We start from the raw sequence: 13,254 nt of genomic DNA, 5'->3' as shown, positions 1-13,254 counted from the left end.
CGCACGGAGAGCGCCGGTCAGCTCTCGATCAAGCGGCGGGCGTAGTACCGGACGCGGTCGCTGTACTCGCAGCGGTCGGTGCGCAGGATCTCCGGCTGGTCGACCGCCAGCTGCTGGAGCGCGGCCTCGATCGAGTCATCGGTGCGCTGGAGGGTGAGCCGGATCAGGTCCAGCGACTCGATCCAGACCTGCTCGTCTGCCCCGCGGTTCCGGCAGCCGGTCACCCAGGTGCTCAGCCGCTCTCGCACGGCGTGGTCGTCCGGGCGGGCCGGAATGTCGCGGGGGAGCGCGCGGCAATCGGTGGCGTGGTCGTTGGCGGCCGTGGCCGCCTCCTTCAGTTCGAGCCACCCGTGGCTGGTGAACTTGTTGTTGGCCTTGACGAAGTGGCAGCCCAGGCAGGCGACGTTGTGGCGGTAGTCCTGCGCGGCGGTGTAGACGAGGACGACCGCGTGCGCCTGGTTGTAGTACCGCTGAACGATGTTGACGCCTTCGGGCTTCCAGGTCTCGCCGATCTCGGGCCACGGCTCGGGCTCGACGGCCGGAAGGTCGGCGGGGGCGGGGCGGCGGGTGAAGAGGGTGAGGGCCACGGGCCTACTCCTTGTCGGTGTCGGTGCGGTGGGCGTGCCGGACGGCGATGGTGGCCGCCACGGCGATGAGGACCAGGACGAGCGCGTACGGCCAGCTGCTCATCCGGCGACCGCGAGGACGGCGGCGACCAGGAGCAGGGCGAGGGAGGCGAGGATCGTGTCGACCGCGCGGGCCAGCCGCTCGTACTTGGCGACGGCGATGGTCGACAGGGTCTTGATGCGGGCGCTGCGGGTGTCGGTGTCCATGGAGGCCCGGATCGCGTCCGCGTCCAGCCGCGCCCAGGACGGGAACGACCCGGGCGCCGGGGTGCGGCCCCCGAGGTCGGGCCGCACGACCAGGAGCAGCAGCACGGCGGCGGCCACGAGCGCGAGGGCGGCGGCGGCGCCGACGAGCTGGGCGGTGCGGGGCAGGTCCTTGTCGGCGAGGCTGGCGAGTCCGGCGAGGACCGCACCGTCGAAGGCCAGTAACAGCGACGCCTTGCTGTCCGTGCGCCCGATCTCCGTGGTGACGGCGGCACAGGCCGCGTCCAGGTTCTTGTCCGTCACGGAGGACTCGGTGCTGAGGGTCATGGTCGGCTCCCCTTCTGGCCGGGCTGTCCGGCTCCCCGTCACCACCCGGCCCGCGTACGGCGGGACGGGTGGATCAGGCAGCCGCCAGACCGTCAGCGGGCGGGGTGGTTGTGGTTGTGGATGTGGAGTACCGGGCGCAGGGACAGGCCGCGCAGCGCGAACAGGCTGCCGATGGTCCAGGCGAGGACGGCCAGCGCGGTGGCGACGGGGCGTCCGGCGGCGGGGGCCGCGTCCCACACCATCGCCGCCGTGCAGGCGCCGTGCGCGGTCCAGGTCAGGCGCGCGCCGAACGCCCCGGTGAACCAGGCCAGAAGGAGTGCGGCGAGGCCGACGCCCTGCCAGATGGCGAACGCGCTGGAGGCCGTCAGCGGAAGGCCGACGGTGTGCGCGGCGAGGTAGGCGTGGACGGGGTCAGCGACGGTGGCGGTCCACTGGGTGAACCAGTGCCAGTCCTGGTGGTGGGACCAGTCGATCGCCTTCGGCACGCCCTTGACCAGGGCGAAGAGGACGGCGGCGGTGCCGATGACGAAGAAGGCGACCAGGGCGCCGGTGGGGACGTCGTCCTGCAGCCGGATCGGGGCCGGCCGGGGCGGCGCAGTGCGCGGCTTGCGGGGCGGCATGCGGTCGCTGTCGGCGATCGTGTCCAGCGGCGGGACGGACGGCTCGGGCTGGGGTTCGGGCTTGTTGGGCTCGGTCACCGGTGCTGCTCCTTCGCGGTGGTCGGCGGCGGCGTGAACGGAAGTGCCGGGCTGTCCGGCTCCCCTTCACCACCCGGCCGCAGCTGGTGCCGGGCCGGGTGGATCAGGCAGCCGTCAGACCGCTCTCGCAGGGCTGCGGGGGCGTGACGGGGCGGGAGTTGAGATAGGAGTGCGGGTCAGCGGGCGTGCCGTCGTAGCACTCTTCACAGCTGCCGATCGTCCGCAGACGGAGGCAGTGGTAGTAGCGGCGCCTGCACAGCGGGCAGGTCTGGCGTGCGGCCATGGCCTTGTCGAGCGCGAGTTCCTTGGCGAGGGTCATGGGCCGTATCGGCAGCGCCTTGTCGATCTCGTAGAGCCAGGCCCGGCGCTTGCCGCCCCGGCACTCGATCTCGGCAACGGGCTCTTGGCCGCCGGGGCGTAAGCGCATCTCGCGCAGCTGCCTGCGGGTGGCCAGTCCCTTGGGGGCCTGGCGCCAGCGGTAGACCGGGAAGTCGTCGGTTCCGTACGGGTCGACGTCCTGGACGGCCGGCTCTTCCGCAGGTGCAGGTTCAGCGGCGGCGGCCACGGTTGTGTCCACGGCCGGTGTGGACCTGGACGCGGGCGCGGCCGCGGGCCTGGACGTGCACGTTGGTGCCGCCCCGGCCGGAGCCGGTGCTGAACATCTTCAGCAGGACGAAGCCGCCCAAGCCCGCCAGGGCGACCAGGCCGAGGGTGACGAGCGCCTGGACGAGCGCGACCAGGGCGCCGATCAGGAAGTAGAGGCCGACGCCGCCGACGCCCACGATGAAGGCCACGAGCGCGGCCTTGACCAGGAGCGGGGAGACGAGCGGCTGCGGGGCCGGGGCGGGCGGCGGGGTGTAGTAGGCGACGGACTGCCCGGCCGGGCCGGGGACGACGACCACGCCGTCGATGCCGGCGGTCGCCGGGTAGACGACCGTGCCCTGGGGGAGCGGGACGACGTGCTGTCCGTACGCGGGGACGGGCGCCTGCGCGTACTGGGGCGGCATCGGCGTCGGGTAGTAGGTCTGGGGCTGCTCGCCGTTCGACGGCATGATGGTGTCCTCCTCATCCGTGGGGAGCTCGGGCGGGATCGCTGGCGTGTGATCGCCCGGGGAGGCTTCGGCCTCTTCACCGGCCCCCGAGGTGGCTTCAACATCTCGGGGGCCAGTGGAGCCGTCGAAGCGGTTCAGGCGAGGGGCCGGTAGCGGATCGGCATCAGCGGCTCGCTGCGCGCCAGGATCAGCGGCGGGCGGTCGGCGCCGGCCTCGGGCAGCAGCTCGATCGGCTCCGGCCTCTGCTCGGTGAAGTCGAACGTGAACTCCACGGTGGTGTCCTCCTCTTCTGCCGGGGCGCCGCTCATGCCGCGCCCGCAGCGTCGTCGCTGTCGTTGGTGTTGTCGTCGGTGAAGCCGTCCAGCGCGTCCTCGATCACCGAGTCCTCGAACCCGTCCTCTTCCGCGAGGCGGCGCTTGGCGGCGCGGACGCGGTCTCCGACCCACGTCTCGCCCTTGTCGTAGTGCTTCGCGAGGCCGTCCAAGTCCGGCGTGAGGCCGGACAGTTCGCACTTCGCGATGTACCGCTCGGCCTCGTCACGCTGCTTCGCCCGCACTTCGCGAGGGACGCGGCCCTCACTTTCCGAGGCGGTCAGCGCGGGAACCGCGACGAGCGCGGCCCCGTTCTCCGAGGCACTTTCCGAGGAACGGCCCGCAGAAATCGAGGCGCGGGCAGCGCCAGTTTCCGAGGCGCTGCGGGTGCGTGCGGCGGCCCGCTCCAGAGCGCGCTGCCGCTTGAGCTTCTCGGCCTCCTCCAGGGCGCGGGCCTCAGCCTCGGCCTTGATCCGCTCGGCCTCCGCAACGGCCTCGGCCTCCTTGCGCAGCGCCTCAGCCTGGGCTTCCGCCGTGGTGATCTCGGCCTGGCGCTTGGCCTCCCGGTCCCGCTCGGCCTGCTCCAGCTCCCACTGCGCGCGGCGCTGCTGCGTCTCGATCTCGGCCTCGGTCTTGCGCCGGGACGCCTCGATTTCTGCCGCCCGCTCCTGCATCTGGAGCCGCTCGCGTTCTGCCTCGATTTCGTCGCGGCGGGCCCGAGCGGTCGCCTCGATTTCTGCCTGGCGCCGCTCGTTTTCGAGCCTCGCGTTTTCCTCGCGTTCGAGCCGAGCGGCCTCGCGTTCTTCGCGGTCGCGCTCACGCTGCGCCTCGCGTTCTGCGGCCTCGCGCTTTTCGGCGGCCTCGCGTTCGGCGACCTCGCGGGCTCGCTTCTGGGCGGCCTCGCGTTCCGTGGCCTTCACGGACTCGAACCGGGCGATGATCGCGGTCAGTTCGCCGCGGCGCCGTGTCGCGTACTTGCGGTAGCCGGTGGCGGCTTCCGCGAGCAGGATCAGCAGGGCCGGGGCGACGGAGTGGAGCAGGATGCCGCCGGCGTCCGGCTTCTGCGGGATGAAGTGGAAGTGCCCGTCCGGGTACAGCGACGTCCAGCAGTTCATGACCCAGGTGGACAGGCCGGCGGTCCAGCGCAGGAGGAACGGCCAGCCGCCGGGCTTGTAGTCGCCGCCGTGCTCAGCCAGGACGCCATCGACGTACAGGACGGTGATCAGGGCGAGGCTGGCCAGCGGGTCCAGCATCCAGGCGATGTACCAGGGGATCTCGTGGGAGACGCCGAACCGGGTCACATTCACGCAAGTGAAGATCAAAGCGCCCCCACCGAGGGTGAGGAGCGCCTTGGTGACCATGGCCAGGACCTCGTCCAGCTTGACGATGGACTTCTTGGCCTTGGTGGCGTCATCGATAGTGACGGGCGGGAGGGTTCGTGGCGGGCCGGCCACCTTCGGCCGGAGAGCGGTCGGGGCGCTCATTCTGATTACCTTCCGTAAGGTGCGCGGAGGTGCGGCGCGCACCGTGCGCGTAGGACAAATAGGTACGCATCGGGTGGTGCGCGGCTAAGGTGCGGGCCCCTTACCTGGGGCGGGGACGGGTGCGCACGGTGCGCAACGCTACGCACCGTGCGGACCCGGTTTTCGTTACTCTCCGTTGTTTCCGGAGAGGGGGGAGCGGAGGATGTCGTACAGGCCGAAGCCGTCGTCCGACTCGTCCACGGAGATCACCTCGGCCTTGATCAGCCGGTCGCGCTCGCGGTAGAACCAGCGCTTGCTGTCCGAGAGACCGAGCCGCATGAGGATGTCGGTGACGTCGCGGGGAGCGAAGCTGTTTTTGCCTTCGCGAACCCACTTGTCGAGCCGCTCGTAGAGCTCCTGACGGCCCTGCTCGCTGGTCAGCTTGTCGGCGTCGTCGACGTCGCCGCCCAGGCTGAGCACCGGGGCGTCCTCGGCCGGGGCTTCGATCTCGTCCTCGATGCGCAGGTGGTCGTACTGACCGGGCTCGGGGTCCTCGTCCAGCACGTTCTTGAGCATCTCGGTGAGCTCCTCGACCTCGGCCGCCATCGTCTCCTCGTCCACGTCGTCCATCTCCTCGTCCGGCGGTCCGGAGTAGGCCGGTGCCGTCTCGACGGCCGGGGAGGCCGACGCGGCGGCGGGGGCCGGGGACGGGGCCGCCTGCTGCGGGGTGCTGTCCTCTCCCTCCTCCTTGGGCAGCAGGGGGGCGTCGTACGTGGTGCGGTTGACGTACAGGTCGCCGAACGCCTCGGCCGTGACCGTGTCCAGCGGGGTGCGGATCGCGGCCCCGGCGGTGACGGCGTCGGCTTGGTCGCGCTTGCTGGCCAGCTCGGTGCGGGCGGTGATGTGCCACCGCTCCTCCGGGATGCCCAGGCCTGCCGCGTAGTGGTAGCCCGGCTTGCGGTTGCCCCACTGCGGCCAGGCGCCGGCGTCGGTCGCCTCGTCCGGGAGGCAGTACTGGGCGTCGGCGCCGTCACGGAGACCGAAGCACAGCCCGGCCGGGCTGTTCGCGCGGGAGTCGGTGTCCATGTTGTTGTGCGTGGCGCGCTGGATGGAGGTCAGGATCCAGATGCCAGCCGCACGGGCCGTCCGCAGGATCTTCTGGTAGTGCTCGTTGTCGGCGGCGAAGTCCGCGGCCTCCTCACCGATCACGACGAGGAAGTTGAGACCGCAGCCCGGCTCCCACTTCGACAAACCCTTGGCAGCGAGGAAGTCGGTGCGCTTCTCGATCGCGTTGGGAAGGATCTTGAAGAACCGCCGGGCGGCGTCCTTCTTGTCGATCGGCCACTCGATGCCGTGCCTGATGTGCCCGAAGTCCTGCTGGAACTTCGAGCAGTCGATCACGATCGAGGTGGCCTCGGTGCGGGTGGCGACCTCCACGAGGATGAGCTGGTTGCCCTGGGTCTTGCCCGCGCCGTTCACGCCCATCGCGATGGCGTGCTCGACGTTGCCGTTGGACAGCGGGCCCGGGTCACGCAGCTGGCCGGTGAGGTTGAGGAGCAGGTCCTCGCCGTCTTCGTAGCGGCCGGTGCGGATCGGGACGTCGCCGATGGACGCACCGAACGCGGACGGGCCGCGCCAGGGGAAGCCCTCCTTGAGGAGGTCGGCGACCTGGACGCGCATGGTGACCATGGAGGAGTCGTCATCGTCCACGACGTGGGTGATGCGCCCCTTGCCGATCTTCATGGCGGCGGCCATGGCGGGGATCCGCCGGGCCAGGTCCTCGGCCGTCGCGCCGTCCTTGGCCTCCACCGTGGCGATCACGGTGCCCTTGCCGTTGGACTTCGCTTCCTTCAGCTCGTGCTTGGCCAGGCCGATCTCGCTCTCCAGCTTCTCCCACTTGGAGGCGCCCTTCTCAGACCCCTTCTTGTGGAACGAGCTCCAGAGGTTGTTGGCCAGGGCCAGGCCGATGCCGCCCAGCGCCCAGGCGCCAGCGGTCTCGGCCGTGTCGACACCGGTGATGGTGCCGAGCGTGACGGCCGCGGTGACCGCGACCGTGTTGACCTGGTGCATCCGGACGGTGTCCTTGTCCCGCTTCGCCTTGGCGTCCAGGTGGTTGAGGAAGCGGCACAGCCCGGTGCCGGTCGCCGCGATGCCCAGGGTGGCCAGGGCGAGCGCGGCCGGGTTCCCGGCGACGGTGACGTGGGCGCCCTCCACAAGGATGGGCCCGAGGGCGGTGACCGCCCATGGCCCGGCGTAGCGGAGCCGCCGCGCCCGGTCCTGCTGCTGCTCTTCCTCGGTACGGGTGTCGATCGTCTTGGACTTGGAGACGCGGCGTGCCATCACGCGGCCCTTCCTGCTTCACCGGGCTTACCGGCGGATCCGGTGCTCGGCTTGTCACCGATGGAGAACCCGGGGCGGCCCTTGCCCTTGCCCTTGCGGGCCTCGGCCTCGGCCTCCTGCTCGGGCTTGATGAAGTGCTTGACGAACGAGGCGTACATCTTCACGCCCGACAGGCCGAGCACCTTCGCGGCGGTCGCGCCGGCCTTGAGGTGGCCGCCGACCAGCTTGGCGCGGATCTTGCTCTGGGCGCCGAACGTCCACCACTTGCCCTTGTACTGGGACAAGATCGCGGTGACCATGTCGGCGTCCATCCCGATCCGCATGTACAGCTCGAAGCCGATGGCACGCAGGATGCGGGCGTAGTTGTAGAGGTCGCGGTCGGTGCGGAACTCGATGGCGTCCAGCTGCTTGATGAGCTGGCCGAGGTTCGAGCCGACCGGGGCGTCGCCGTCACTCATGAACGGGTTGTCCTTCCTGAAGAGGGGCGAGGGGGTTGTGCGGGCGGGGGCTCTGTCACCTCCCCGCGGTCCCGGCCGGGGCCGGGGCCACAGGCAAGCGGCAGGTTCACCGGCTGCTGCTGGCCTGGTCGTTGTTGGCGTTCTGCACCGCCGTGGCGATGCCGTGGCCCATGCCGTTGATCGCCCCGGCGAGCGGGGACGTGGCGAGGGCGTAGCCGCAGACCAGGGCGGCGATCAGGACTCCGGCTCGCATGTCGGAGCGCCAGAACAGCCAGGTGGCGCCACCGGCGAGCAGGAACAGGGGAAGGGAGATCACAAGGTCCTCCAGGAGGGCGGGTCGGGGCAGGTGCTCTCCAGCCGCGAGGGCCGAGACGAGCGGGAAGCGGGCTTCCGTCGCTCTCCACCGCCGCCGGACCGCGCGGGGCGGGCCGGGGGCGACTGGGCAACGCAGGAAGCGGTGCGGGTTGATCAGGCGGCGCGGGTCCGGGCACGGGCAGCGCGGCGCTTGAGCGCCCGACGCTCGTCCTCGGCAAGCCCGCCCCACACGCCGTCGCCCTGTCCGGACTCCAACGCCCATTCCAGGCAGGCGGGTTGTGCAGGGCATCGACGGCAGACAGCCTTGGCCTCTTCGATCTGCAAGAGCGCCGGGCCGGTGTTGCCAATGGGGAAGAACAGCTCCGGATCCTCTTCGCGGCACGACGCCTGGTGGCGCCAGTCCACGGCGGTCACTTCCCGGCGCGGGCCCTGCGCAGGGCCTCTTCGATGATCGGATCGTTGGTTTCGTCGTTCCGTGCGACGCTGAAAGCGTTCAACAGGGCCTCCATCCAGGTCCTGGACAGCCCCAGGGGGCCTCATCCCTGGGGCTGTCGCGGTTGGCAGAGCCGGTGTCCACCGCGCTCTCCACCGCCCACCGACCGACCCGAGGGCCGGGCGGCGGGCGACTGGGCAGCGCGGGGCTGCGAAGTGCTTGGGGTGTTGCGGCGCGCGGCCTGCTGCCTTCCGCGCTGACCACCTTTCGACCGGGAGGTGGCGTACCCGCGACCACTGGCTCACCCGCCGGGTCGTGCGATGTTCCGCTTACCGGCTGGGGGCTGTCGTCGCGCTACCGCCGCAAGGTGCTGCGGGGGAGGGTGATCGCTCGGCCCACGCGGCAGCCGAAACAGACCGGGGTCTGTCTTGCTGCCGCTCCGTGGCACGAAGAAGGGTCGTTCTCACTTCCCCGCCTCGTACCGCCGTTCACGGTGACCGGGATTCTGGCTCCGGTCGTGCCCTTCTGACGCATCCGACAGCCCCGCAAGGACTGGAGTCCGGTCACCCTTGCCACAACACCCGGCCAGCAGTCGGCTGGTCAGGGGCGGTAGTCGTCACCCGGCGTAGCGTCTTCGGTTTTCAAGGAACGGTCACTCCCCGGTCCGGCCGCGACGCCAGTCGCGAGGTGGCTTTTCCGGGGGCTAGGCGGTCGGTGAATCTGGCCGCTTCGACCGCCGCCACTCGAGGTGGCGACGATGGGAGCCGTCAGAGCCGAAGGGCAGAGGGTCAGGCCACGAGCGGCAGGGGCGCCGCAGCGGCCGGCCGCGTGATGCGCAGCTGCGCGGCGTAGGGGAGAAGCACGTCGACCAGGCGCTCGCGCACCAGCTCGGTGGCGGTCGGGTCGGTGGCGGCGATGTCCCGGGCGGCGAGCATTCGGTTCTCGCGGGCCTCGATCGCCTCGATGGCGGCCTCGATGTCCAGGCCGTCCAGCTGTTCGTGGGGGAGGGTGCCGGCGGCGTACATCTCCAGCGGGGTGCCGAAGGCGACGTCCATGTCCAGGCCGGTGAAGTCGGGGAGCGGCACCTCGATCGCCTCCAGGAGCGCGAGCGTCTCGGTGTCGAAGTGCTCGGTGGCGAGGCTGGCGGCGGGGCGGCGGGTGACGTTCATGGGGTGGAGCTCCCTTCGGTGTTCGGGCTCTGCGTGATCCCGGCCAGTGGCAGGTGGGGGCTTTGCCGACCGGTTCACCTCGTCGGCATACATAACTTAGCTGATACAGTTCGGGGCGTGTCAAGTGGTTCGTTGAGGAAGCTATGGAAGCTAGCTATGTCGAGGGGGTCGACCTACGATGACGCTTATGAGCAACGAGGCCGTGCAGCCGTACCAGCGAATCGTTCAGGACGTACGAGACAAGATCCGCGCGGGACGGCTGACCGCCGGGACCAAGCTGCCCAGCACACGGGAGCTGGCCGACGAATACGACGTGGCGCCGGGGACCGTCCAGCGGGCGCTGGCCGAACTGCGGACCGCCGGCCTCATCTACTCGCACCAGGGCCGCGGATCGTTCGTCACCGAGACCGCCAGCGAGAGCACCCAGGATGCAACTGCCCGCGCCCTGGCAGAACTTCAGGATCAGGTCCAGAGCCTTGCGGCCCGTCTCGACAGGATCGAGAAGGGGCGCGGTGACTGACGTCCTTCCGTGCGTCTCGTTGCGCATGGTCCCTCCTCGGTGGGGTCAACTTCGTTAGCAAAGTTGTAGGCCCGGCCCGGGAGCGAGTTCTAGATCGGACGTGTATCCAGCCGCTGGATACACCGAGTGGAGACATGGAGGGATCACCAGGTGGGGCAGCAGCCGAACGTGCTGACGCCGGAGCAGTCGCCTCTGCACCGCTTCGGATACACGCTTCGAGAGCTCCGTCAGGCGCGCGGGATGTCCCTTCGCGAACTGGCCGCGAAATCCTTCATGTCGCACTCCAAGCTGCAGAAATGGGAGAACGCCACCCGCCCGCCGAAGGACCGGGCGGAAGTCGAACTGATCGATTCCCTGCTTCGGGCCGGCGGTGTGCTAGTCGACCTCTGGGAGCGAATCAACCCCGCTGTATCCGGGCGGGCCCGTGTATCCGTTTCCGCTCCCCATGTATCCGAAGCGTCGATCGGGCTGGCCACAGCTGGCATTCAGCAGGCAGCGTCTGATCATGAGGGGATCTTTGTCCCCGCTCGTCTACGGGATGGATCGGTGGTATTCGTGGCGCTCGATCGACGCGACCTGCTGCGTGGTGGGGTGGGCCTCGGTGCTGCGGCTGCATTCGGCATGGGCACGCCGGCAGTCGCGAACTCGGATGTCGTGCAGGGCCTGAAGCAGCCTGCACGGGTGGCGTCCGCGTACAGCGGCACGCCCATCGAGCACTTCAGGAAGGCTCGCCGACTGCTGATCGACAACGACAACCTGCTGGGGCCGAGGCACGCCATCGCGGCCGTGCGCGAGCACATCGAGCAGATCAAGACCCTGCGCCGTGACACCAAGGGGGCCGACCGCCAGGACCTGATGGAACTCCAGACGCAGTACGCGGAGTTCGCCTCCTGGCTCTACCAGGACATGGGGGACTTCGACAGCGCGGAGTTCTGGCTCGACAGGGCGTTTCAGTGGAGCCACACTGTCGGCGACGGCGATCTGACCTCCTACGTCATGGCGCGCAAGGCTCAGCTCGCCGGGGAGAAGCGCGACCTGGTCGACGTGGTCGACCTGGCCGAGGCGGCGCAGCGGATGGCGCGGCCCCGGAGCCGCCTTGCGGCGGTCGCCCGGACCTACGAGTCGTACGGCCACGCGCTGCGGGGCGAGCCCGCCGACAGCGAGCGCGCGATCGACGATGTCCGCAACGCCCTCGATCGCGTTTCCAGCGACACGACCCCCTGGGGCGTGTGGCTGAACGAGCAGTACGTCGATGTCCACCGCGCGCAGGGCCTGGAGGTGCTGGGAAAGCACGCTCAGGCCGCAGAGATCTTCACCAACGCCATCAAGGCCCTGCCCGAGGGTTACCACCGGGACCGAGGCGTCTATCTCGCCCGCGCCGCAGTCGCCCACGCCGGCGCCGGCTCGCCGGAGGAGGCCGCCGCCGTCGGCCTCCAGGCCCTGACCGTCGCGAAGGACACCGGCTCCGGTCGGATCATGCGCGAACTCGTCCACCTCGACAGGTCGCTGGTCCCGTGGCAGCGCCAGCCGGAGGTGTCCGCCTTCCGTGAGAACTTCGACGCCGTCCTCGCCCACGAAGCCTGAGAGAAATGGATCACCGACCCATGACTACACGCCCGTACGTCATCCTCTCCGCCGCCATGTCGGTCGACGGATACCTGGACGACACCAGCCCCGACCGGCTGCGCCTGTCCAACGAGCCCGACTTCGACCGCGTGGACCAGGTCCGCGCCGAATCCGACGCCATCCTGATCGGCGCGACCACCATGCGACGGGACAACCCCCGCCTGTTGGTGAACAGCGACGACCGGCGGGCGCAGCGCGTGGCCGACGGCAAGCCCGAATACCCGCTCAAGGTCACCGTCACCGCGAGCGGCGACCTGTCCGCCGACCTCAAGTTCTGGCACCACGGCGGTGAGAAGCTCGTACTCACCGTGGACAGCGCAGTGGAGAAGGTGCGCGCCACCCTGGGCGACCTCGCCGACGTCGTCAGCGTCGGCCCCGATCTCGACTGGGGCCTGGTCCTCGACGAGCTCGGCCGCCGTGGTGTTGAGCGGCTGATGGTGGAGGGTGGCGGCACCATCCACACCCAGCTCATGGCGCAGAACCTCGCCGACGAGGTCCATCTCGCCATCGCCCCGCTGCTCGTGGGCCAGCCCGAGGCAGCGCGGTTCCTGGGCGCCGCCGACTACCCGGGCGGCTCGACAGCCCGGATGAAGGTCCTGGAGGTCCGGGCGATCGGCGACGTCGTCTTCGTCCGCTACGCCCCCAAGGAGCGCACCGCCTGATGTACGCACCTGACCGAGACCAGGACCTGCGCTGGATGCAGCGTGCTATCGGCCTGGCCACGCTGTGCCCCCCGGCCGCCGGGGCCTACTCGGTCGGGGCAGTCATCGTGGGCGAGAACGGCACCGAGCTGGCGGCCGGCTACTCCAGGGAGGCCGACCCGCACGAGCACGCGGAGGAAGCCGCGCTCGCCAAGCTGCCCAAGGACGACATGCGGCTGGCGGGCGCGACGCTCTACAGCACGCTGGAGCCCTGCTCCCAGCGGCGCTCACCGCGGACCCCGTGCGCGAAGCGCATCCTCGAGGCCGGCATCCCGCGCGTCGCCATCACCTGGCGCGAACCCTCGCTGTTCGTCGACGACTGCGTCGGCTTCGAGCAGCTGGTGGAGGCCGGGGTCGTCGTCGTGGAGCTGCCCGAACTGGCGGACCTCGCGCGGGCAGCGAACTCGCACCTGGGCGGTCTCTCCTGATGAAGCCTCAGCCACTTACCCACTGGGTGTCCCACCGCCCCGAGAAGTTTTCGGGCGTACAGCCGATTTCGGCGGGCATTCCGGGCTTCTTGGACACGCGGCGTTTTCGCCTCCCCGTGGCTCCATCACAGGGGGTTAGGGTGAGCGAAGACTTGATCGACTACGACAAAGAGCCCCCCATGGCCGGGCATGGCCTGTCGGGGGGCTCGTGGACGGGAATCCCCGCCCGCACGATGCACCTGATGGGAGGTGATCGCGAGATGCAGCGTACCCGCGAACGGGAACTTCACCGCGCACCCTCGCCGTTGATCAACGTGATCACGCCACCCCATCAGGCACTCGGGCATGCCGACGCCGGCCTCGGAATCAAGGGGGTCGGGGTGACATAGCGCCACCGGCCGCGCGCGCCAGAGAAGTGGAGTGGCATCCACTGTGGCCTCGCGCGGCCCGTCTCGCCGACCAGACTCAACGTCCAGGTCGGCCGCCCAGTCTCCGGTTGGCCCCGGTCTCTGGGCTCCAGCTCATCGAGCTGGGTCTTTCTTCACCTAGCAAAACCCCGCTTTGGCAAGCGGGTTGCAGCACC

General features: G+C 70.1%; 17 protein-coding genes. 5 read left to right on the top strand and 12 right to left on the bottom strand.

All coding sequences use genetic code 11. The features are described 5' to 3' along the window. Positions 1-17: 17 nt before the first annotated feature. From ACWD5D_RS40950 to ACWD5D_RS40895, 12 genes are all read right to left on the bottom strand, one after another. Positions 18-587, bottom strand: a complete 570-nt coding sequence (locus ACWD5D_RS40950) for a hypothetical protein (RefSeq protein WP_451377841.1) — start codon at positions 585-587, stop codon at positions 18-20. 99 nt (positions 588-686) lie between these two features. Further along, positions 687-1,157 (bottom strand): Pycsar system effector family protein, encoded by a 471-nt coding sequence (locus ACWD5D_RS40945; protein WP_451377840.1) that lies wholly within the window; start codon positions 1,155-1,157, stop codon positions 687-689. A gap of 92 nt (positions 1,158-1,249) precedes the next feature. Continuing rightward, positions 1,250-1,855, bottom strand: a complete 606-nt coding sequence (locus ACWD5D_RS40940; protein ID WP_451377839.1) for a hypothetical protein — start codon at positions 1,853-1,855, stop codon at positions 1,250-1,252. A 103-nt stretch (positions 1,856-1,958) separates the two neighbouring features. Then, on the bottom strand, positions 1,959-2,420 hold the full coding sequence (locus tag ACWD5D_RS40935) for an RRQRL motif-containing zinc-binding protein (RefSeq protein ID WP_451377838.1): 462 nt from the start codon (positions 2,418-2,420) through the stop codon (positions 1,959-1,961). Beyond that, positions 2,404-2,907, bottom strand: a complete 504-nt coding sequence (locus ACWD5D_RS40930) for a hypothetical protein (RefSeq protein ID WP_451377837.1) — start codon at positions 2,905-2,907, stop codon at positions 2,404-2,406. Before ACWD5D_RS40930 ends, ACWD5D_RS40935 begins: the two co-directional genes overlap by 17 nt. 134 nt (positions 2,908-3,041) lie before the next feature. Beyond that, positions 3,042-3,215, bottom strand: a complete 174-nt coding sequence (locus ACWD5D_RS40925) for a hypothetical protein (RefSeq protein ID WP_451377836.1) — start codon at positions 3,213-3,215, stop codon at positions 3,042-3,044. Beyond that, entirely contained in the window at positions 3,212-4,702 is a 1,491-nt protein-coding gene (locus ACWD5D_RS40920) for a hypothetical protein (protein ID WP_451377835.1), read from the bottom strand. Before ACWD5D_RS40920 ends, ACWD5D_RS40925 begins: the two co-directional genes overlap by 4 nt. A gap of 165 nt (positions 4,703-4,867) precedes the next feature. Continuing rightward, positions 4,868-7,021: a hypothetical protein gene (locus ACWD5D_RS40915; RefSeq protein ID WP_451377834.1), complete on the bottom strand. Its 2,154-nt coding sequence runs from the start codon at positions 7,019-7,021 to the stop codon at positions 4,868-4,870. Further along, the gene (locus ACWD5D_RS40910; protein WP_451377833.1) at positions 7,021-7,479 is read right to left on the bottom strand and encodes a hypothetical protein; all 459 of its coding nucleotides are present in this window, start codon (positions 7,477-7,479) and stop codon (positions 7,021-7,023) included. Before ACWD5D_RS40910 ends, ACWD5D_RS40915 begins: the two co-directional genes overlap by 1 nt. Before the next feature lie 106 nt (positions 7,480-7,585). Further along, a complete protein-coding gene (locus ACWD5D_RS40905; RefSeq protein WP_451377832.1) occupies positions 7,586-7,795 on the bottom strand; it encodes a hypothetical protein in 210 nt (69 codons plus the stop codon). Between the two features lie 152 nt (positions 7,796-7,947). After that, positions 7,948-8,199: a WhiB family transcriptional regulator gene (locus tag ACWD5D_RS40900; protein ID WP_451377831.1), complete on the bottom strand. Its 252-nt coding sequence runs from the start codon at positions 8,197-8,199 to the stop codon at positions 7,948-7,950. Between the two features lie 816 nt (positions 8,200-9,015). Further along, positions 9,016-9,396: a hypothetical protein gene (locus ACWD5D_RS40895; protein ID WP_451377830.1), complete on the bottom strand. Its 381-nt coding sequence runs from the start codon at positions 9,394-9,396 to the stop codon at positions 9,016-9,018. 187 nt (positions 9,397-9,583) lie between these two features. On the opposite strand from ACWD5D_RS40895, the gene ACWD5D_RS40890 reads away from it, so the two are divergent. The 5 genes from ACWD5D_RS40890 to ACWD5D_RS40870 all read left to right on the top strand — a co-directional run bounded on the left by ACWD5D_RS40890 (position 9,584) and on the right by ACWD5D_RS40870 (position 13,060). Then, a complete protein-coding gene (locus ACWD5D_RS40890) occupies positions 9,584-9,916 on the top strand; it encodes a GntR family transcriptional regulator (protein WP_451377829.1) in 333 nt (110 codons plus the stop codon). Between the two features lie 150 nt (positions 9,917-10,066). Continuing rightward, positions 10,067-11,500, top strand: coding sequence for a helix-turn-helix domain-containing protein (locus tag ACWD5D_RS40885; RefSeq protein ID WP_451377828.1), 1,434 nt, complete (start codon positions 10,067-10,069; stop codon positions 11,498-11,500). Positions 11,501-11,520: 20 nt separating this feature from the next. Then, positions 11,521-12,204 (top strand): RibD family protein, encoded by a 684-nt coding sequence (locus tag ACWD5D_RS40880; RefSeq protein WP_451377827.1) that lies wholly within the window; start codon positions 11,521-11,523, stop codon positions 12,202-12,204. Continuing rightward, positions 12,204-12,671: a deaminase gene (locus ACWD5D_RS40875; RefSeq protein ID WP_451377826.1), complete on the top strand. Its 468-nt coding sequence runs from the start codon at positions 12,204-12,206 to the stop codon at positions 12,669-12,671. The genes ACWD5D_RS40880 and ACWD5D_RS40875 overlap by 1 nt, the downstream gene beginning before the upstream one ends. Positions 12,672-12,811: 140 nt before the next feature. After that, positions 12,812-13,060, top strand: coding sequence for a hypothetical protein (locus ACWD5D_RS40870; protein WP_451377825.1), 249 nt, complete (start codon positions 12,812-12,814; stop codon positions 13,058-13,060). The last annotated feature ends 194 nt before the right edge of the window (positions 13,061-13,254 follow it).

The sequence above is a fragment of the Streptomyces sp. NPDC002520 genome (assembly GCF_053595235.1).
The sequence above is the reverse complement of the archived record's forward strand: the minus strand, read 5'-3'. Positions and strand labels throughout refer to the sequence as shown.

What these genes read in the sequence shown, in the direction of transcription:
- ACWD5D_RS40890 (WP_451377829.1), top strand. Translation starts at nt 9,584, where the DNA reads ATGAGCAACGAGGCCGTGCAGCCGTACCAGCGAATCGTTCAGGACGTA.
- ACWD5D_RS40875 (WP_451377826.1), top strand. Translation starts at nt 12,204, where the DNA reads ATGTACGCACCTGACCGAGACCAGGACCTGCGCTGGATGCAGCGTGCT.
- ACWD5D_RS40915 (WP_451377834.1), bottom strand. Translation starts at nt 7,021, where the DNA reads ATGGCACGCCGCGTCTCCAAGTCCAAGACGATCGACACCCGTACCGAG.
- ACWD5D_RS40910 (WP_451377833.1), bottom strand. Translation starts at nt 7,479, where the DNA reads ATGAGTGACGGCGACGCCCCGGTCGGCTCGAACCTCGGCCAGCTCATC.
- ACWD5D_RS40925 (WP_451377836.1), bottom strand. Translation starts at nt 3,215, where the DNA reads ATGAGCGGCGCCCCGGCAGAAGAGGAGGACACCACCGTGGAGTTCACG.
- ACWD5D_RS40930 (WP_451377837.1), bottom strand. Translation starts at nt 2,907, where the DNA reads ATGCCGTCGAACGGCGAGCAGCCCCAGACCTACTACCCGACGCCGATG.
- ACWD5D_RS40945 (WP_451377840.1), bottom strand. Translation starts at nt 1,157, where the DNA reads ATGACCCTCAGCACCGAGTCCTCCGTGACGGACAAGAACCTGGACGCG.
- ACWD5D_RS40895 (WP_451377830.1), bottom strand. Translation starts at nt 9,396, where the DNA reads ATGAACGTCACCCGCCGCCCCGCCGCCAGCCTCGCCACCGAGCACTTC.
- ACWD5D_RS40920 (WP_451377835.1), bottom strand. Translation starts at nt 4,702, where the DNA reads ATGAGCGCCCCGACCGCTCTCCGGCCGAAGGTGGCCGGCCCGCCACGA.
- ACWD5D_RS40880 (WP_451377827.1), top strand. Translation starts at nt 11,521, where the DNA reads ATGACTACACGCCCGTACGTCATCCTCTCCGCCGCCATGTCGGTCGAC.